Origin of the sequence: Paludibaculum fermentans, assembly GCF_015277775.1 — a bacterium.
GTDB classification, from domain to species: domain Bacteria; phylum Acidobacteriota; class Terriglobia; order Bryobacterales; family Bryobacteraceae; genus Paludibaculum; species Paludibaculum fermentans.
In genome coordinates, this window is sequence record NZ_CP063849.1 from 6,879,315 (window position 1) to 6,895,333 (window position 16,019).

Consider the following 16,019-nt stretch of genomic DNA (forward strand, 5'->3'; position numbering starts at 1 on the left):
CATTCAAGAGGAAAATACCCATGGCCAAGCAGATCATTTACAGCGACCACTCCCGCCAGGCAATTCTGCGGGGGGTGAACCAGCTCGCCGAGGCAGTGAAAGTCACGCTGGGACCGCGCGGACGCAATGTCGTTCTCGAGAAGAAGTTCGGCGGACCGACGATCACCAAGGATGGCGTGACCGTCGCGAAGGAGATCGAACTGAAAGACCCGTTGGAGAACATGGGCGCCCAGATGGTGCGTGAAGTGGCGTCCAAGACTTCCGACGTGGCCGGTGACGGCACAACGACTGCTACCATTCTTGCCCAGGCGATCTTCCGCGAAGGCGTCAAGGCAGTAGCCGCCGGAGCCAACCCGATGGCTGTCAAGCGCGGCATCGACAAGTCGGTCGCTCTTGTTGTGGAAGAGCTGCAGAAGCTCTCCAAGCCCGTCTCCGGCGACATGATCGCCCAGGTGGGCCGGATTTCCGCCAATAGCGACTCCACCATCGGCGACGTCATTGCCGAAGCCATGGCCAAGGTCGGCAAGGATGGCGTGATCACCGTGGAAGAGTCGAAGACCATGACCACCGAGTTGCAGACGGTGGATGGCATGCAATTCGACCGCGGTTACCTCTCCCCCTACTTCGTCAGCGATCCGGAGCGCATGGAGTGCGTGCTCGAGGAGCCGTACATCCTGATCCACGAGAAGAAGATCAGCAGCATGAAGGACATTCTTCCGCTGCTGGAGCAGATTGCCCGCGCGGGCAAGCCGCTGCTGCTTCTATCAGAAGATGTCGAAGGCGAAGCCCTGGCGACGCTCGTGGTCAACAAGTTGCGCGGCACGCTCAATGTCTGCGCTGTGAAGGCGCCCGGGTTTGGCGATCGCCGCAAGGCGATGCTCGAGGATATCTCGATCCTTACCGGTGGGAAAGCCATCATGGAAGAGACCGGCATCACCCTCGAGAGCGTCCGCCTGGAGGACCTGGGCCGCGCCAAGCGTGTCACGGTCGACAAGGACACCACGACGATCATCGACGGCGGGGGCGTGCAGCAGAGCATCGAGGGCCGCATCAAGCAGCTCCGCACCCAGATTGAAGACACCACTTCGGACTACGATCGCGAAAAGCTGCAGGAACGCCTCGCCAAACTGGCGGGCGGCGTAGCCATCATCAAGGTTGGCGCTGCGACCGAAACCGAGATGAAAGAGAAGAAGGCCCGTGTCGAGGATGCACTCCATGCCACGCGGGCGGCCGTTGAGGAAGGCATCGTGCCTGGCGGCGGAGTTGCGCTGCTGCGCGCGTCCATCGTCCTGCGGACCCTCAAGCTGGAAGATGACGAGCAGTTCGGTGTCACCATCGTGCGTCGCGCCTGCGAAGAGCCTGTCCGGCAGATTGTGTTGAACTGCGGGACCGAAGGCGCCGTCGTGGCCGCGAAGATCATGGATAGCGACGATCCCCACTACGGGTTCAACGCCTCCACGGAGGTCTACGAGGATCTCGTGAAGGCCGGCGTGATCGATCCGACCAAAGTGACGCGGTCCGCTTTGCAGAACGCGGCCTCCATCGCCTCTCTTATGCTGACGACGGAAGCGATGATCTGCTCTGTGGTGGACGAACCCGAAGTTTAGGAACTGAGGCACGAGCCGGGAAGGGAAGGAAGACGTTGAGCAAACAACTGGATAAACGGCACAAGCGCCAGGTCGCGCGTGCGAAGGCGAAGGTCAGACTTTCCGAGCCCGACGTGCGGACGCCGGAACAGATTAAGGCCGCGCGGGAAGCAAGTGCTCCCGCCGGCGGCTGGCGTAGCGGCCCAAGTGCGGGCTACGCCGGCCATTCTTCCCGGAGCCAGGCGGGCCAAGCCACTGACCCGCGCTCGACAGGTGGGAGCTGAAGCCATGCTCCGCAGCTTGAAGAGTCTCTTCTCCACTCGTTGTCCGCATTGCGGATCCATCGAGTACCGGAGCGTTGGCGTTCGCAATTTCCTGGAGCAGGCCGTTCTCTGGCTGCTCCAGCCTTGCCGGTGTGATTTCTGCGGCCGCCACTACTTCCTGTTCCGGTGGCAACTGCCGGTTGGTGGCGCCGCTTAGTCCGCAGGCCGTGGGATAGGCGCTGGCGGAGGTGAGCCCGTGGCGAGGCAGGGCACCCGGCCTGTAGCATGGCGCTCAGCGCGTAGTGGCCAGAAAGCCGAACAGTTCAGCGGATACACGCGGGCTCTCATCCTGCAGGAATGGTTCGTAGGAGGCGGTGGCGCCACGCTGGAACGCCTCGCTGATGCGCGCTGTGTCCTTGCTCCGCAACGCTTCGATCAGCGGTGTGTGGCTCGCCACCACGGCATGCAGCTTGTGTAAGCCATGGCTGCGCATGATGCTGATGAAGGCGAAGAGTGGAACCGTCACCAGTTCCAGCAGGCCGCACAGTGTGTCGTTCCCTGAGCACTGCCAGATGTAGCGATGGAACTCCAGGTCGGCTTGCGCGGCCTCGTAGTAACGGTCCGATTCGACGCTATCGCCCAGGACGTTGAGCCGCCGCTCCAATTCCTCGAAATCCGCCGCCGTCATGCGTTCCGCCGCGGAACGCGCCGCCAGAACTTCCAGCAAGGCCCGCAAGCCAAGCCGTTCCCGAACGTCTTTTGGGGACAACCGCGTCACTGAGGTGCCCAGATTGCGGCGCCGCGTGACCAGCCCGGCATGCTCCAGGCGTTGCAGGGCTTCCCGCACCGTTGCCTGGCTCACCTGAAGCTCCCGCGCCAGCGTGAGTTCCCGCAGGGGCGCACCTGGGGCGAGCTTGCCCTCGAAGATCGATTCCCTCAATTGGCGAGCTACTTCGGAGACCCGCGACGAGGCCTTGGCAGTACCGGTCACGGGGACGAGGCTACCACACAGAACCCGCCCGATTCAACGATCGATGCAATTTTCGTTTGACTTATCGATTTCATTATCGATAATTTAGACAAGTGGCCTTGCTGCGGCAGCCTACCGCGTTGGGAGCGCCGCCCGCCACGAAGGAGATGACCATGCAGTTCGGAATGCGAGCACGGGCTGGCAGCGCTGCCCTGGCGCTGGTTCTTGGCCTTTGGTTGGCCGGTTTGGCCCCGGCACAGATTGGCGGCGGATCGATTGTGGGCACTGTGCGCGACCCCAGCGCCGCGCCTGTCCCAGGGGTCCGGGTCGTGGCGCACAATCAGGACACGAACGAAGAGCGCTTCGTGGCCACCAACACAGAGGGCTACTACGAGTTCCCCCTGCTGGCGGCCGGACCTTACCGGATCCGCGCCGAGGCTCAGGGTTTCAACGTCGTGCAGGGCGAAGTCTTCACGCTCTCCACCGGAACCCGTCCGCGCATCGATCTCGCTCTCACCGTCGGCGCGGTCAGCGAGAAGATCGATGTCAGCGCCACGGCTCCGCAGATCAATACAACGACGACAGACCTGGGTGTCGTCATGACCCGCACCCGTGCCGACGAGCTGCCCCTGAACGGCCGCAACTTCCAGGAACTGGTGAGCCTGCAGGCCGGCGTGGTCTCCTCGCCTTCCAGTGGAGCAGGCGGGCGCGGCGGCATCTCGTTCCACGGTTCGACCGCGCTGGGCACTAATATGATGCTGGATGGCGTCGACATGTCCTTTGGCGAGGTCAACGGCGCGGCCAGCTTCCAATCGGCCGGCGGCGGAGGCACGCTCATCAACACCGTCAGCGTGGAGGCGATCCAGGAGTTCAAATCCACAGCCAGCGCTTCTTCGGCCGAGTATGGCCGGGCCGGGGGCGGCGTGCTGAACATCACCACGCGCTCCGGCTCCAACGACTGGCACGGAACGCTCTTCGAGTTCTTCCGCAACGACAAGCTGAATGCCAACGACTTCTTCTCGAACAAGAACAACCTCGGCAAGTCGCCTCTCCGCTGGAACCAGTTCGGCGGCAACGTCGCGGGCCCCATCAAGCGCGACAAGGTGTTCTTCTTCTTCAACTACGAGGGCGCCAAGGTCCGCCGCCAGTCGCAGGTCACCGGCAACGTGCCTACTGAGGCGCTGCTGGTGCAGTTGACACCGGAGATCCGAAACACCCTGACGACCATCCTGCCCGCGCCCACCAACGCGACCTCGAATCCACTCATCGGCCAGCACGTGCGGAACGATCGCTCCACCAACGACGAGCAGACCTTCCTGACGCGCGTCGACGTCTTACTGGGCCAGCAGCGCCTGGCCGTCCGGCACAGCTACAACAATCAGGACTACGCCACCCCCAGCCTGTCGCCCACCATGCCCACTACTTACCCCATGCGCTACCAGAACGCGGTGGTGGAGCATACGATGAACCTGGGCTCGGCCATGCTGAATGAGCTCCGCCTGGGCTTCAACCGTGTCGACCTGTTTCGCAATCCGGCGAACTACGAGAAGATCCCCGCGTACATCAGCGTGCAGGGTATTAACGCCTCGATGTCGAACTTCATCCATTTCCTGCCGACCACTTACTCCGTGGCCGACAACTTCACCATCCTGCGTGGCCGCCACTCCATCAAGATGGGCGTGGATCTGCGCGAAGTGCGCAGCGTCCGCTACCAGGGCGGTCCGCCGTCGTACAGCTACACAACCACGGCCGACATCATTGCCCAACGCCCCGTCTCCGTAGGTCTCTCATTCACAACCAGCAAGGGACTAAGGACTCTCAACACCGGCTTCTATATTCAGGACGACTGGAGGCTGTCGCCCAAGCTCCAGGTGAACCTCGGTGTTCGCTACGAGTACTCGCCCCCGCTGCGCGGCGGCTTCAATGTCAATAGCTCCGATCCCTATGGCGCCTACAATGCCGCGCAGGAGCCGATGTTCGCTTCCGATCGCAACGACTTCGGCCCGCGTGTGGGTATCGTTTGGACCCCCGATGCCGCGCAGCGCACCGTCGTGCGTGCCGGCGGCGCGGTCAGCTACATCATGCCGCAGGCGATCCACTACTACGACATGGCGTTCATCAGTCCCAAGCTCTCCGGCGTGTCCAGCTTCGCCGCGGCGGATGTGCCCGCCTCTTACCTGATCTACCCTAATGCCATCGCGTTCCAGACGCTCATCCAGAACAATCCGGACCTGCTGCCGCCCAGCATGAAGCTCTCGCGCAGCGTCGCCGACTACAACCGTCGCGACACTTACGTCGGCATGTGGAATCTTGCGGTTCAACGGCAGGTCACGAAGACTCTCGCCCTACAGGCTGCCTACGTCGGCCAACGTACGCTCAAGCTGATCTCCGTGCGGCCTCTGAATCTTGTGAATCCGGCCACCGGCACGCGCCCGGTCACGAGCCTGGGCCAGGTGAACTTCGAGGAGAACGCGGCCAACATCAGCTACAACTCCCTGGAACTCTCCGCGAACCAGAAGCTGTGGCACGGCCTGAACTACGACGCGTACTTCACGCTGGCCGACGGCCGCGGCTACTACGCTCCGGACGACACCATCACCTTCACCGGTGGCGGCCTGCAGGATCCGCTCAACATCGCCGGTTCCACCGGACCGTTGCAGGGCCTCTCCAAGCGGGTCTTCCGCAACATCTTCAGCTACTCGATTCCCGGCGGCACTCGTCTGCAGAATCGCTACCTGCGCGGCGCGCTCAGCGGCTGGACCTTGCGCTCCATCATCGGCTGGCGCTCCGGCCTCCCGTTGAACCTGACCTCGGGCAACGACTTTGTCGGCAGCGGGCGCAGCGCCGGCCAGCGGCCCGACGTGGTGGCGGGCGTCGATCCCTACATTGGCAGCCACGACACGCAGGTCTGGTTGAACGCCGCCGCGTTCAGCATCACTGGACCCAAGGCAGAGAAGCGCTACGGCAACCTGGGCTACTACGCCCTGCGTGGCCCTTCGGCTTTCACCATGGACTCCGGCCTGCACAAGACATTCCAACTGACGGAAGCGCAGCGCCTCACCGTCCGCCTGGAGTCCTTCAATACCCTGAACCACACTACACTGGGAAATCCGAATACGACGCTCAACAGCGCCACCTTCGGCCTCATCACCGGAGCGGGCTCGCAGCGCCTCTATCAGGTCGCATTGAAGTATGTCTTTTAAATCCATCTCCTCCCAGGGCGCGCTGACGGGTGGCGCGCCCGCCACTACCCGGCGGTCTCTCCTCACCGCCCTCGGCGCGGCCGGCCTCGCTCCCTTCGCTTCCGCCGCCACGCCGGAGCCCGAGTATACCGACCTGTTCGAAGCAGGGCAGGGCGGCTACGCTCTCTACCGGATCCCGGGCGTCGTGGTGACGCGCAAAGGCACGGTTCTCGCCTATGCGGAAGCGCGCCGCTATAAGGGCAGCGACTGGGACGACATCGATCTGGTCCTGCGCCGTTCCACCGATGGCGGCCGGACCTTCAGCCCTCCGCAGACCCTGCCGCACGTGCCGGGTCCGCCGGAACGCAACCCCGTGGCGATCGAGCGCAAGCAAGGCCAGCCGGAGTGGCGGACCTACAACAATCCCGCAGCCATCGCCACGCGTGACGGGAAGGTTCATCTGCTCTTCTGCGTCGAGTACATGCGCGTGTTCTATACACGCAGCGACGACGATGGCCGGACGTTCTCGACTCCGGTCGAAATCACTGCCGCGCTGGAGCCGCTTCGCCAGCAGTACGCCTGGCGAGCCGTCGCGACCGGACCGGGCCACGGCCTGGAACTGAAGCGCGGCCGCCTGATCGTGCCGGTGTGGATCGCACTTGGTACGGAGGGCAACGGGCACGGTCCCTCCGTCAACACAACCATCTACAGCGACGATCACGGCCGCACCTGGCACGCCGGCCAACTCGCCGTGGCCGGACGCCCCGAGTTCCCCAACGCGAACGAAACCGTTCTCGTGGAGCGGCAGGATGGCAGCGTCATGATGAACATCCGTACCGGCGCCCCGCGCAATCGGCGCACCATTTCCACCAGTCCCGACGGAATCTCGCACTGGTCCGAGCCTCGCTTCGACGAAACGCTCACTGATCCCATCTGCGCCGCCGGTCTCCTGCGCCTGCAGAGCGGCAAGCGGCGGCCACTGTTCGTGTTCTCGAACCCCGACAGCGTGACAAGGGCAGATAGGAAGCCGCTGCCCGGGAAAGACCGCCGCAACCTCACGCTGCGCCTGAGCAAGGATGAAGGCGCCACGTGGAGTGCTTCGCGTGTGCTGGAGCCAGGCCCTTCGGCCTACTCCGATCTCGCCGCGCTGCCGGACGGCACCATCCTCTGCCTCTACGAGGTGACAACCCCAGCCGGCGCGCGTCTGCTCCGGTTGGCGCGGCTGCATGCCGAATGGATCGAGGCCGCGAAATAATTGGACGGGGCTCAGCCGCCGCCCGAGCTAAGAATCGAAATCACAATGAACCTCCCCTTAAAGGGCATTTTGCCCGCCCTGGTTACCCCGCTTCACGACGACCTCACCCTGGATGTGTCCGCGCTGGAGAAGCTGCTGGCCCACGTCTATGGAGCCGGCTGCCATGGCGTCTACGTCTGTGGCAGCACGGGCGAAGGACAATTGCTGGACGCCGCCACACGCCGCCGCATCGTCGAGATCGCCGCGGACCACACGCCTTCCGGACGTCAGATGATCGTGCACGTCGGCGCCTGGTCGCCCCGCGAATCTCAGGAACTGGCGCGCCACGCCGAGCAGCACGGCGCCGCCGCCATCAGTTGCCTGCGCCCGCAGAACACATCGTTCCCCGAGACTCTGGCGCACTATCGCGCCCTGGCTGCCGTCACCGCGCTGCCGTTCCTCGCTTACTACTTCCCGGCCCAGGCCGGCGGCACGATGAGCCTAAACGAACTGCAACAGCTCTGCGCGCTGCCGGGTATCGTCGGCCTCAAGTTCACTGACTACGACCTGTTTACCCTTTCGCTGCTCGTGCGCCAGGGCAAGACCGTCTTCCATGGCCGCGACGAGATGCTGGTAGCCGGCTTCCTGATGGGCGCCTGCGGTGGCATTGGCTCCATCTACAACATCGTGCCGGAGTGGTTCGTCAAACTCTACGACCTCTCGCAGGAAGGCCGCTGGGCCGCGGCGCGCGAACTGCAGGACCGCATCAACGACCTCATCCGCGTCCTGGTTTCGTTCCCCTTCATGCCCGCGCTGAAGCGCACGCTGGATTGGCAGGGGCTGCGCTGCGGACCGGCCCTGGCGCCGCGCATGCCCCTCACGGCCCAGGAAGACGCCCGGCTCATTGCAGCGCTGGAAGCTCTTCCAGGTCTGCCGAAGGTATGAAGGCAGTGGCGCTTCTCTGGACGTTGAGTGTAGCCGCGCCGGCGGACTGGCACGACCTGCCCGCCTTGCCCCAGGCGCTGGGTGGGCAGACCGCCGGCGTCAGTCATGGAGCCCTGCTGGTGGTGGGCGGCAGCCGTTTCGACCGCCCGCCCTATGACGGCGGCTCCAAGGAATGGCTGGATCCGCTCCATGTGCTCGTCCCCGGCGAAACCTCCTGGCGCACCTTTTCGATAGGGGGCCCGCGTGCCTACGCCTGCGCGGTCAGCTATGGCGAAGCTGTCTATGTGGTGGGTGGGGCGACTGCCGAAGGGGCGATCGCGAGCGTGCTCCGCATCGAGTGGCAGGCTGGCCGGCCCACGATCGACACTGCCCCGGCCCTGCCTCGCCCGCTCACGCAGCATGCCTGCGCGTTGAGTGGATCCCGGCTGTATGTGCTGGGTGGCCAGGCAACAGCCACGGCGGCGTCCGCCAGCCTGCTCGTGCTCGACCTGTCCGATCCCAAAAAGGGTTGGATGGAGTTGGAGCCGATTCCCGCCGCCGGGCGAGTCCTTCCGGTCTTCAGCGCGCTTGGAGCTTCGCTCTATGTCTTTGGCGGAGCGGAACTGCGCCCAGGGGAAAACGGCCAGCCAGCTCGACGCTACCTGATGGATGGTTGGCGGTACGAGCCGGGCAAGGGTTGGAAGTCGGTAGCGGCGCTACCCCGGCCTGTAGTGGCCGCTCCTTCAGCGGCAATCTCCCCCACGGTGATGGCGATCTTTGGAGGCGACGATGGCACGCTGGACGGCCGCGCTGCAGAGTTGCGCGAGCGGCACCCCGGCTTCAGCCGGACCACGCTGGTCTACGACGCGGCGCGCGATGCCTGGACGGAGGGCCCGGCCCTGCCCGTGGGCCTGGTCACCACGTCCGCCGTGGTATGGCAGGATCGGATCGTGATTCCGGGCGGCGAAGACCGTCCCGGCCACCGCTCCGGCCGGGTCCTGTCCATCGAAGGGTTCAGGCCCTAAGCCGGGCGGCCGATCGGCAGTTGCCACCGGAACAGAAAATAGTGGCGTCCGCAGAAGTCGCAGCGGCACGGCTGCATCAACCATAGAAACGCCTGTTCCAACACGTTGCGGACCCCGACGTTCCGATACTCGATCGAACCGCAGTGCGGGCAACGCGTCGAGAACAGGCTCTTGACGGCCCGCAGCAGCCGTTTAGCTATCACCCTTCGACCTGGTGTCGGATGCCTGGCTCCCCTGGCTGCGCGACGAGGGGCCGGAGTAATTCGCGCCCGGTCCGCTCTTCCAGCCGCCGGCGGGCGCGCTAGCCTCTTTCGCCGCCTTGATCTGTTCCGGCGTGCGCACGTCGGGCTCAGACAGCTTTACCTTCTGCTTCGCTCGCGCCACCTGGCGCTTGTGGCGTTTCACCAACTGCTTGGTCATATGTGTCCTTTCCGGCTGCCGCGCCCTGCCTGCTGCCCCTGCCCGCATCGGTGCGGGCGGCGGAATGTTCCGTACAAGGATCGGCGGCGAGAGAAGGGAAGACTGCACAAATTGCCCGTGCGCGTCAGGTTGGGGATTCGATCCCTTCCGCTTTCACCACTCCCTCGTACATCGCTGTGGAGACGTTGAAGCCGAAGTTCGGATCGCGACTAGCTTTGATCTTCGCTGCGACAACGGCGCTCTCGGTTCCGGAATTCAGCACAATCTGCCGAACAGGCTCCTTGCAAGCGCGACGCCCAATGGTAACACTGAACCGTGGGGCCCCCCTTTCGCCGTCGCCGGGAAAACCACGCCGCACCCGATTTAGAGCGAGCTGTCGCCGTCGAAGCTCGATGGTTCCCAAGCTTCAGGATTGTGGAGCGAGGCCATCAATACCGGATCGTTCGAGTGGAAGAAATTGCACCAGGCGGGCAGCGCCCGGCGGTAAGGCAGGATCGCCTCCCACTCCTCGAACGCGGGCAGTTCACAGCCCACAAGTTCCAGTGCGTGGACCCCCTCTTCACGGCAGACCTCTACCGCCGCGCGGATCAGTGCGGGATTCGAACCTGGGTCCAGGCTCTGGAAGTCCGCGACCCTCATCCGCTTCAGGCCCGATTCCTGATGGTCGCTGCGCACCAGCACGGCGTAAGCGGCCATGCGGCCATCGCTGCCGCTCGCCGTCAGCACCCGCAATCCTCCGGACTTTGCCTTGGCCCCGAAATGCCACTCCAGCACGGACTGCGTGCGGACGCCCAGCAGCTTGCCGGCTTTTGCCTTCTGCAGGTCGATCCAGAATTCGTCGAAGGCCTTGCTGAACTCCCGGCTCCTCGTGACGGTCCAGCCTGAGGGGTTCGCGGGCAGCGCTGCTCCCTTGCCCAGCCGGTCCTTGATCCAGAGGGCCACAGCCGCCAGGGGACTCAGCACCCCAGGGACCTTCTTAAGCCGCAACGCAACATTCGCAAACCCGTTGTAGTTTGTGACACGAAACGCAGCCCGGGCCCAATCACCCACCGGGACTCGTGTCTGTTCGCAGATCGTGTGCGAGGCCTCCGCCAGCCCGTTCACCGTGGTGCTCAGCAGTACATCGGCGTTCTGGTGGATGTATTCATCCAGCAGCAAGGGCGCGAAGACGCGGTAGGCCGGATCCACAGCCCAGCCTCGTCCTGTTGCGGCCAGGATGTGGCGGCCCCGGAACGTATACGGCAGCGGCACATTGCTCAGCGTGCCGACAATGCGCCCCGTCTCCTCGTCTTCCAGTACCCAGCCGATGGGGCACGCCCCGGACAGCGCCGGATAGAGTGGATTCTCCGTCCAGAACCGGGCCCACTCCTCGCGGCTGCGCGGCTTCAAGCCATTGGCCTGCTCCAGCGCGACAATCGCTTCGTAGTCATTCAGGGTGGCTTCGCGCAACAGCGGCATCGAGGTCATCGACGGCGCTCCCGCCGTGGAGGACATCATGCCGGCAGGCCGCCTTCCTTGCCCGAGTTCATACGCAGTTCCTTGAGTCCGCGCAGGCCCAGGTTGTCCCGCCATTCCACGGGGGCGTCGTTCTCCCGCCGCAGGTTGGGGAAACGGGAAGTCAGCAAACCATAAGCGATGTGGGCTTCCATGCGCGCCAACGCGGCGCCGAAACAGAAGTGCGCGCCCCAGCCGAAGGCGACGTGCCGGTTGGGGCTGCGCGTGAAGTCGAGCTCATCCGGATTTGGGAACCGCTCGGGGTCGCGATTGGCCGCGCCCATCACGGCGATCACCGCCTGCCGCTCCTTGATCAGCTTGCCCCCCATCTCGATGTCCGCCGGCGCCAGGCGCGCGGTGTGCTGGCTGGGGCTCTCAAATCGCAGCAGCTCTTCCACTGCCCCTGGAATCAGTGAAGGATCCTGGCACAGCCGCTCATACTGGTCGCGATGCCGCATCAGCGTGAGGATCCCCGAGCCGATCAGGTTCGTGGTCGTTTCCAGGCCGCCGACCATCGTGAGGATGCAGTTGGCGACAATCTCTTCCTCGGTGAAGCGATCGCCATCTGCTTCCGCATCCATGAACGAGCGCACCAGGCCTTCGGTGGGATACTCCTTCTGCACCGCGATCGCGTTGCGGAAGTATTTGATCATGCCGCGCAGTGCTTCCAGCACGGCTTCCGACCGGTCCGGATTGTGCTGGAAGTTGCCCAGCATCTCAGAGAACGTGAACGACCAGTCCTTCAACTGCCGGTAATCCGATGTCGGGACGCCCAGCATCTCCGCCGTGACGATGGCCGGCAGCGGAGCCGCGAAGTCGCCGATCAGGTCGAACGAACCCTTGGCCTCCATCTCCGACACCAGGCGCTCGGCGATCGACTCAATGTGGTCGCGCAGCACCTTGATCCTGGCGGGTGTGAACGCATACGAAGCCAGTTGCCGGATGCGTGTGTGCGCGGCCGCATCCATGAACAGCATCTGCTTCACCATCACTTCCGCGATCTCGCTCAGCTCTGGAGCACCCATTGCTTCCAGCAGTTCCGGAGTCGGTGTGCGGTTGGCGATGAACTTATGCAGCACCTGCACCACATCGTCATAGCGGGTCACGACCCAGGCGTGCAGGAACGGATCCCAGTGCACCGGATCCTCGCTCCGCAGCCGCGCGTAGAGCGGATACGGATTGTCCAGGACCTCCGGGTCCAGCAAATTATATAGGCTCAAGCCCGCGTCATCGACAGCGGGACGGACGTCCGCGATGGTACCCATGTTTACTTCCCTGCCTTCATACCGGCGATCTGCATCGAGAGCTTGTTCACTGTCGGCGCCTGGAACATCTGCCGTAGCGCCATCTTCACGCCGAATGCCGTGTTCACCTGAACCAGGAGTTGCGCCGCCAGCAGCGAGTGTCCGCCCAGGAAGAAGAAATTGGCGTCGGGATCGACTGACGGCTGCTTCAGCAGCGAAGCCACCATGGCGCCCAGCCGCACGGGGATGTCGGTCGACTGCGGCGCCGCCGTGGTGGCGGCAGGCGCGGGCAATGCCTTGTAGTCGCATTTGCCGTTGGCGGTCATCGGCAGCGCTTCCAGTTGAATGTAGGCCGAGGGGATCATGTACTGCGGCAGCACCGGAGCAAGGAACGCCGTCAGTTCGGTGCTCGTCAGCGGCGAACGGGCCACGTAGTAAGCCACCAGCGTTGCGTCATCCACCGCCACGGCCACGCTGTTCCGGATCGCCGGATGCTTCGCCAGCGTCGTCGCGATCTCGTCCAACTCCACGCGGTAGCCGCGGATCTTCACCTGGTTGTCCAGCCGTCCCAGGAACTCATACTCGCCGCTGGGCAACTGCCGCGCACGGTCGCCCGTGCGGTACATGCGCTCCCCATCGATGGTCACGAACTTGCTGGCCGTCATTTCCGGACGATTGCGGTAGCCGCGCGCCACCAGCGGTCCGGCGATGCAGAGTTCGCCATCCAGGATATGGATCCGCGCGCCGTTGGCCGCCATGCCGATTGACGGAGCCCCGTCGCCTGCGGGCGCCACCAACCCGGAAGTAGTGACCACCGTGGCCTCTGTCGGCCCGTAGTTATTGAAGAAGAGAAACGGCAGGTTCGCGGGAGGGCGCTGCTGCAACCGCTCGGCGCCGGTGAGCAGGATTCGTAGTCTCGATTCCGCCGGCCAGTCCATCGCGATCAATTGCTGTGCGATCACGGTCGGCGCGAAGGCTACGGTGATGCCGTTCTCCACCAGCCAGCTCTGGAAGGCTGGAGCAAATGTCCGGATGTCTTCCGAAGGCGCGAGATACAGGCAGGCGCCCGCGCTGAGATGACACCAGATCTCCCACACTGAGGCGTCAAAACCGAGCCCCGCCATCTGGCTGGCGCGGTCTTCGGCCGTGATGGCGAACGCCTGTGTGTGCCATTCGATCAGGGTGTTCAGATTGCCATGTGTGACCTCGACACCCTTCGGTTCGCCGGTCGAGCCCGACGTATAGATCAGGTAGGCCAGGTTCCCGGGCGTGATGTCGCAGGCGGGCGGCTCGTGCGCCATGCCCGCGGTCGACTCAGTGTCGAGATAGAGGACCGTGCAGGGAGGCTCAAGGCCCGCGGCCGCGCAGCGATGCGCAATCAGCAGGGCCGCACCCGAGTCCTTCAGGATACTGGCCGAGCGCGCAGCCGGCGTACCAGGGTCCAGCGGCAGATACGCGCCGCCGGCCTTCATCACGGCCAGGGCCGCTACCACGTAGTCCGCGGACCGGTTCAGCAGCAGCGCCACCGGCACCTCGGCCGTGACACCCGCCTCGCGCAGCCGGTGCGCCAGGTGATTCGCCTTGCCTTCGAGTTCCCGGAAGGTCAGGACAGAAGAGCCGGAAACAATCGCCGCGGCGTTCGGGTTGCGCTCGGCCTGTGCTGCGATCCGACCCGCCGCTGAGTGGATGGACGATGACGTGTTGAGTGGCATGGGTCCCTTTCTAGTGTTGCGTCAGCAATTCGCTGTAAAGCGCTTCCCAACGGTCTGCGACGACCTGCAGGTCGTACTTGGAAATCGTGTGACGGCGAGCGGCCGCGCCCCAGGCGGCCCGTTCGGCCGTGGTCAGCGTGGCAACCTGCCGCATGGCGGCGGTAAATGCGCGTTGGTCTCCCGGAGGCGTCAACAGGCCGGTTTCCCCTGGCTGGATCGCCTCGCGATTGCCCCCCACATCGGTGGCGACAATTGGCAATCCCGTGGCCGATGCCTGCAGGATCACCATCGGTAGTCCTTCTGTATCGGACGAAAGCACGAAGGCGTCGGCGGCGTTCATGACGGCCGGAATGTCTTCCCGCACACCCAGCAGGCGGACCCGCCCTTCGATTCCGAGTTCCTTTATCTGCCGCCTCAGCAGCGGCTCCAGCGAACCGGCGCCGCACAGCACCAGCGTGGCGTCTCGCTGGCCCAGTTCGGCAAACGCCCGCAGCATCAGCGGATAGTTCTTCGGCTTCTCAAAGCGACCCACCGCCAGCCAGGCAAAACCGTCCAGTCCCAACTCCTGTCGCATCCGCCGGCGGGCCTCCGAGTCCGGCCGGTAGACCGACGTATCGAGACCGTTCGGCAGCGACATCAGCTTGTCCGCCGGAGCCGAGTGCGACTCCAGATACGATCGCGTCGCCGCCTCACAGATCGCGGTCGTCCGCTCCGCCAGCGGATCCGTCAACCGATGCCCCAACTCTCGAAACTTCGTGAAGCGCTGGTTCACGCCGTACATCCTGAATCCGTGGAGTGTACTAATCAGCGCCGGTACGCGTGCAAAGATCCGGGCCACGCGGCCCAGCAGGTTGGCGTGCGTCATATGCGTATGCAGAATGTCCGGCCGGAACTCGCGGACCACCTGCACCAAGCGCGGCAGCGCCCGTGGATCCGGCACACCCGCGGTCATGCCGAGATGGCCCACCGGGATGCCCCGCTCGCTGATCTCACCCGGCATGCGTTCCGCTGGAATCATCGATACCAGCCGGGTCCGCCAGCCGCGGCGGTCCAACTCCAGCGCGAGTTGCATGACCTGCTCCTCCGCGCCGCCGCCGATGCCCATCGTGGTGGTGAGCAGCAGTACTTTCCCCTTGCTTGGATCGCGATCCGTCCCCAGAGTGCCCCGCATGTACTCGCTTAGTGTGGCCCGCGCGGCGCATGGTGCGGAAGGTACTCAGTACTCAATCGCGATGGTACGAAGATCATGGACCCTCGTCCGGTCCCTGTGCCATCGTGGAGGGGTGCTGCGGCTGGTAAAGCCTGAGGATGTGCGGGATGCGGACGTACTGGAGCGCTTCCGCGCCTCTCTGTCAGACGACGAACAGGCTCGCATCTCGAAGTTTATTTTCGAGAAAGACCGCCATGTCCGGCTGGTCGCCCGCGGTTCGCTGAGGCAGGCGCTTTCAGATCATGCCGGCGGCGTCCCCCCGTCCGAATTTCGCTTCCGTTACAACGAGTTCGGCAAGCCCTTCATCGAGCAGCCCGCCCATCTGGCCGGGGTTGGTTTCAATCTCTCCCATTGCGACGGACTCATCGCGATTCTGATCGCCGATGGTTCCGAGGTCGGCATTGATGTCGAGCGGATCCGCCCCATGGCGGACCTGCTTGGGGTCGCGCATCGATTCTTCGCGCCCCCTGAAGTGGAAGTTCTCCGCCAGGCCCCTGAGCCGGACCGGCTGGAACGCTTCTTCCGGTATTGGACGCTGAAGGAGTCCTATCTAAAGTCGCGGGGAATAGGACTATCTTTAGGACTAGATCGGTTCTGGTTTGAGCTGGACCCTGGCATCCGGATTCGGTTCTCTGACGGGTTCCATGACGATCCGGCGAGGTGGACCTTCCATCAACAGCGCATCGATCCCCACCACTGGCTGGCCACGGCCGTCGCCTCGTGACTTCCCCCATCGCCGTCTATAATCTGGAGAT

General features: G+C 64.3%; 12 protein-coding genes. 6 read left to right on the forward strand and 6 right to left on the reverse strand.

Going from position 1 to position 16,019, the window contains the following annotated elements; translation table 11 throughout:
• Nucleotides 1-20 precede the first annotated feature (20 nt).
• Nucleotides 21-1,607: a chaperonin GroEL gene (groL, locus tag IRI77_RS27110; protein WP_194448114.1), complete on the forward strand. Its 1,587-nt coding sequence runs from the start codon at nucleotides 21-23 to the stop codon at nucleotides 1,605-1,607.
• A 534-nt stretch (nucleotides 1,608-2,141) separates the two neighbouring features.
• Here groL and IRI77_RS27115 read toward each other — a convergent pair.
• Nucleotides 2,142-2,840, reverse strand: coding sequence for a GntR family transcriptional regulator (locus IRI77_RS27115; RefSeq protein ID WP_194448115.1), 699 nt, complete (start codon nucleotides 2,838-2,840; stop codon nucleotides 2,142-2,144).
• A 164-nt stretch (nucleotides 2,841-3,004) separates the two neighbouring features.
• On the opposite strand from IRI77_RS27115, the gene IRI77_RS27120 reads away from it, so the two are divergent.
• Genes IRI77_RS27120 through IRI77_RS27135 form a run of 4 tightly spaced genes read left to right on the forward strand, consistent with a single transcriptional unit; the run spans nucleotide 3,005 to nucleotide 9,184 of the window.
• On the forward strand, nucleotides 3,005-6,022 hold the full coding sequence (locus IRI77_RS27120; protein WP_194448116.1) for a TonB-dependent receptor: 3,018 nt from the start codon (nucleotides 3,005-3,007) through the stop codon (nucleotides 6,020-6,022).
• Nucleotides 6,012-7,256, forward strand: a complete 1,245-nt coding sequence (locus IRI77_RS27125) for a sialidase family protein (RefSeq protein WP_194448117.1) — start codon at nucleotides 6,012-6,014, stop codon at nucleotides 7,254-7,256. The genes IRI77_RS27120 and IRI77_RS27125 overlap by 11 nt, the downstream gene beginning before the upstream one ends.
• 45 nt (nucleotides 7,257-7,301) lie before the next feature.
• Complete coding sequence (locus IRI77_RS27130; RefSeq protein WP_194448118.1) at nucleotides 7,302-8,180, forward strand: dihydrodipicolinate synthase family protein; 879 nt, start codon at nucleotides 7,302-7,304, stop codon at nucleotides 8,178-8,180.
• Nucleotides 8,177-9,184, forward strand: coding sequence for a Kelch repeat-containing protein (locus tag IRI77_RS27135; protein ID WP_194448119.1), 1,008 nt, complete (start codon nucleotides 8,177-8,179; stop codon nucleotides 9,182-9,184). The genes IRI77_RS27130 and IRI77_RS27135 overlap by 4 nt, the downstream gene beginning before the upstream one ends.
• Before the next feature lie 192 nt (nucleotides 9,185-9,376).
• On the opposite strand, the gene IRI77_RS27140 is transcribed toward IRI77_RS27135, so the two are convergent.
• From IRI77_RS27140 to IRI77_RS27160, 5 genes are all read right to left on the reverse strand, one after another.
• Nucleotides 9,377-9,604 carry a hypothetical protein gene (locus IRI77_RS27140; RefSeq protein WP_194448120.1) on the reverse strand — a complete coding sequence of 76 codons (228 nt, stop codon included), beginning with the start codon at nucleotides 9,602-9,604 and terminating at the stop codon, nucleotides 9,377-9,379.
• A 363-nt stretch (nucleotides 9,605-9,967) separates the two neighbouring features.
• Nucleotides 9,968-11,101: a GNAT family N-acetyltransferase gene (locus IRI77_RS27145; RefSeq protein ID WP_194448121.1), complete on the reverse strand. Its 1,134-nt coding sequence runs from the start codon at nucleotides 11,099-11,101 to the stop codon at nucleotides 9,968-9,970.
• The gene (locus IRI77_RS27150) at nucleotides 11,098-12,363 is read right to left on the reverse strand and encodes a cytochrome P450 (protein ID WP_194448122.1); all 1,266 of its coding nucleotides are present in this window, start codon (nucleotides 12,361-12,363) and stop codon (nucleotides 11,098-11,100) included. The genes IRI77_RS27145 and IRI77_RS27150 overlap by 4 nt, the downstream gene beginning before the upstream one ends.
• A gap of 2 nt (nucleotides 12,364-12,365) precedes the next feature.
• Complete coding sequence (locus IRI77_RS27155; protein WP_194448123.1) at nucleotides 12,366-14,054, reverse strand: non-ribosomal peptide synthetase; 1,689 nt, start codon at nucleotides 14,052-14,054, stop codon at nucleotides 12,366-12,368.
• Between the two features lie 10 nt (nucleotides 14,055-14,064).
• A complete protein-coding gene (locus IRI77_RS27160) occupies nucleotides 14,065-15,225 on the reverse strand; it encodes a glycosyltransferase (protein ID WP_194448124.1) in 1,161 nt (386 codons plus the stop codon).
• A gap of 61 nt (nucleotides 15,226-15,286) precedes the next feature.
• Here IRI77_RS27160 and IRI77_RS27165 point away from each other — a divergent pair, with 61 nt between their 5' ends.
• Nucleotides 15,287-15,988 (forward strand): 4'-phosphopantetheinyl transferase family protein, encoded by a 702-nt coding sequence (locus IRI77_RS27165; RefSeq protein WP_194448125.1) that lies wholly within the window; start codon nucleotides 15,287-15,289, stop codon nucleotides 15,986-15,988.
• The last annotated feature ends 31 nt before the right edge of the window (nucleotides 15,989-16,019 follow it).

Coding starts and splice junctions, on each gene's coding strand:
- IRI77_RS27165 (WP_194448125.1), top strand. CDS start 15,287: ATGGTACGAAGATCATGGACCCTCGTCCGGTCCCTGTGCCATCGTGGA.
- IRI77_RS27135 (WP_194448119.1), top strand. CDS start 8,177: ATGAAGGCAGTGGCGCTTCTCTGGACGTTGAGTGTAGCCGCGCCGGCG.
- IRI77_RS27155 (WP_194448123.1), bottom strand. CDS start 14,054: ATGCCACTCAACACGTCATCGTCCATCCACTCAGCGGCGGGTCGGATC.
- IRI77_RS27125 (WP_194448117.1), top strand. CDS start 6,012: ATGTCTTTTAAATCCATCTCCTCCCAGGGCGCGCTGACGGGTGGCGCG.
- IRI77_RS27140 (WP_194448120.1), bottom strand. CDS start 9,604: ATGACCAAGCAGTTGGTGAAACGCCACAAGCGCCAGGTGGCGCGAGCG.
- IRI77_RS27150 (WP_194448122.1), bottom strand. CDS start 12,363: ATGGGTACCATCGCGGACGTCCGTCCCGCTGTCGATGACGCGGGCTTG.
- IRI77_RS27130 (WP_194448118.1), top strand. CDS start 7,302: ATGAACCTCCCCTTAAAGGGCATTTTGCCCGCCCTGGTTACCCCGCTT.
- IRI77_RS27120 (WP_194448116.1), top strand. CDS start 3,005: ATGCGAGCACGGGCTGGCAGCGCTGCCCTGGCGCTGGTTCTTGGCCTT.
- groL (WP_194448114.1), top strand. CDS start 21: ATGGCCAAGCAGATCATTTACAGCGACCACTCCCGCCAGGCAATTCTG.
- IRI77_RS27145 (WP_194448121.1), bottom strand. CDS start 11,101: ATGATGTCCTCCACGGCGGGAGCGCCGTCGATGACCTCGATGCCGCTG.
- IRI77_RS27160 (WP_194448124.1), bottom strand. CDS start 15,225: ATGCGGGGCACTCTGGGGACGGATCGCGATCCAAGCAAGGGGAAAGTA.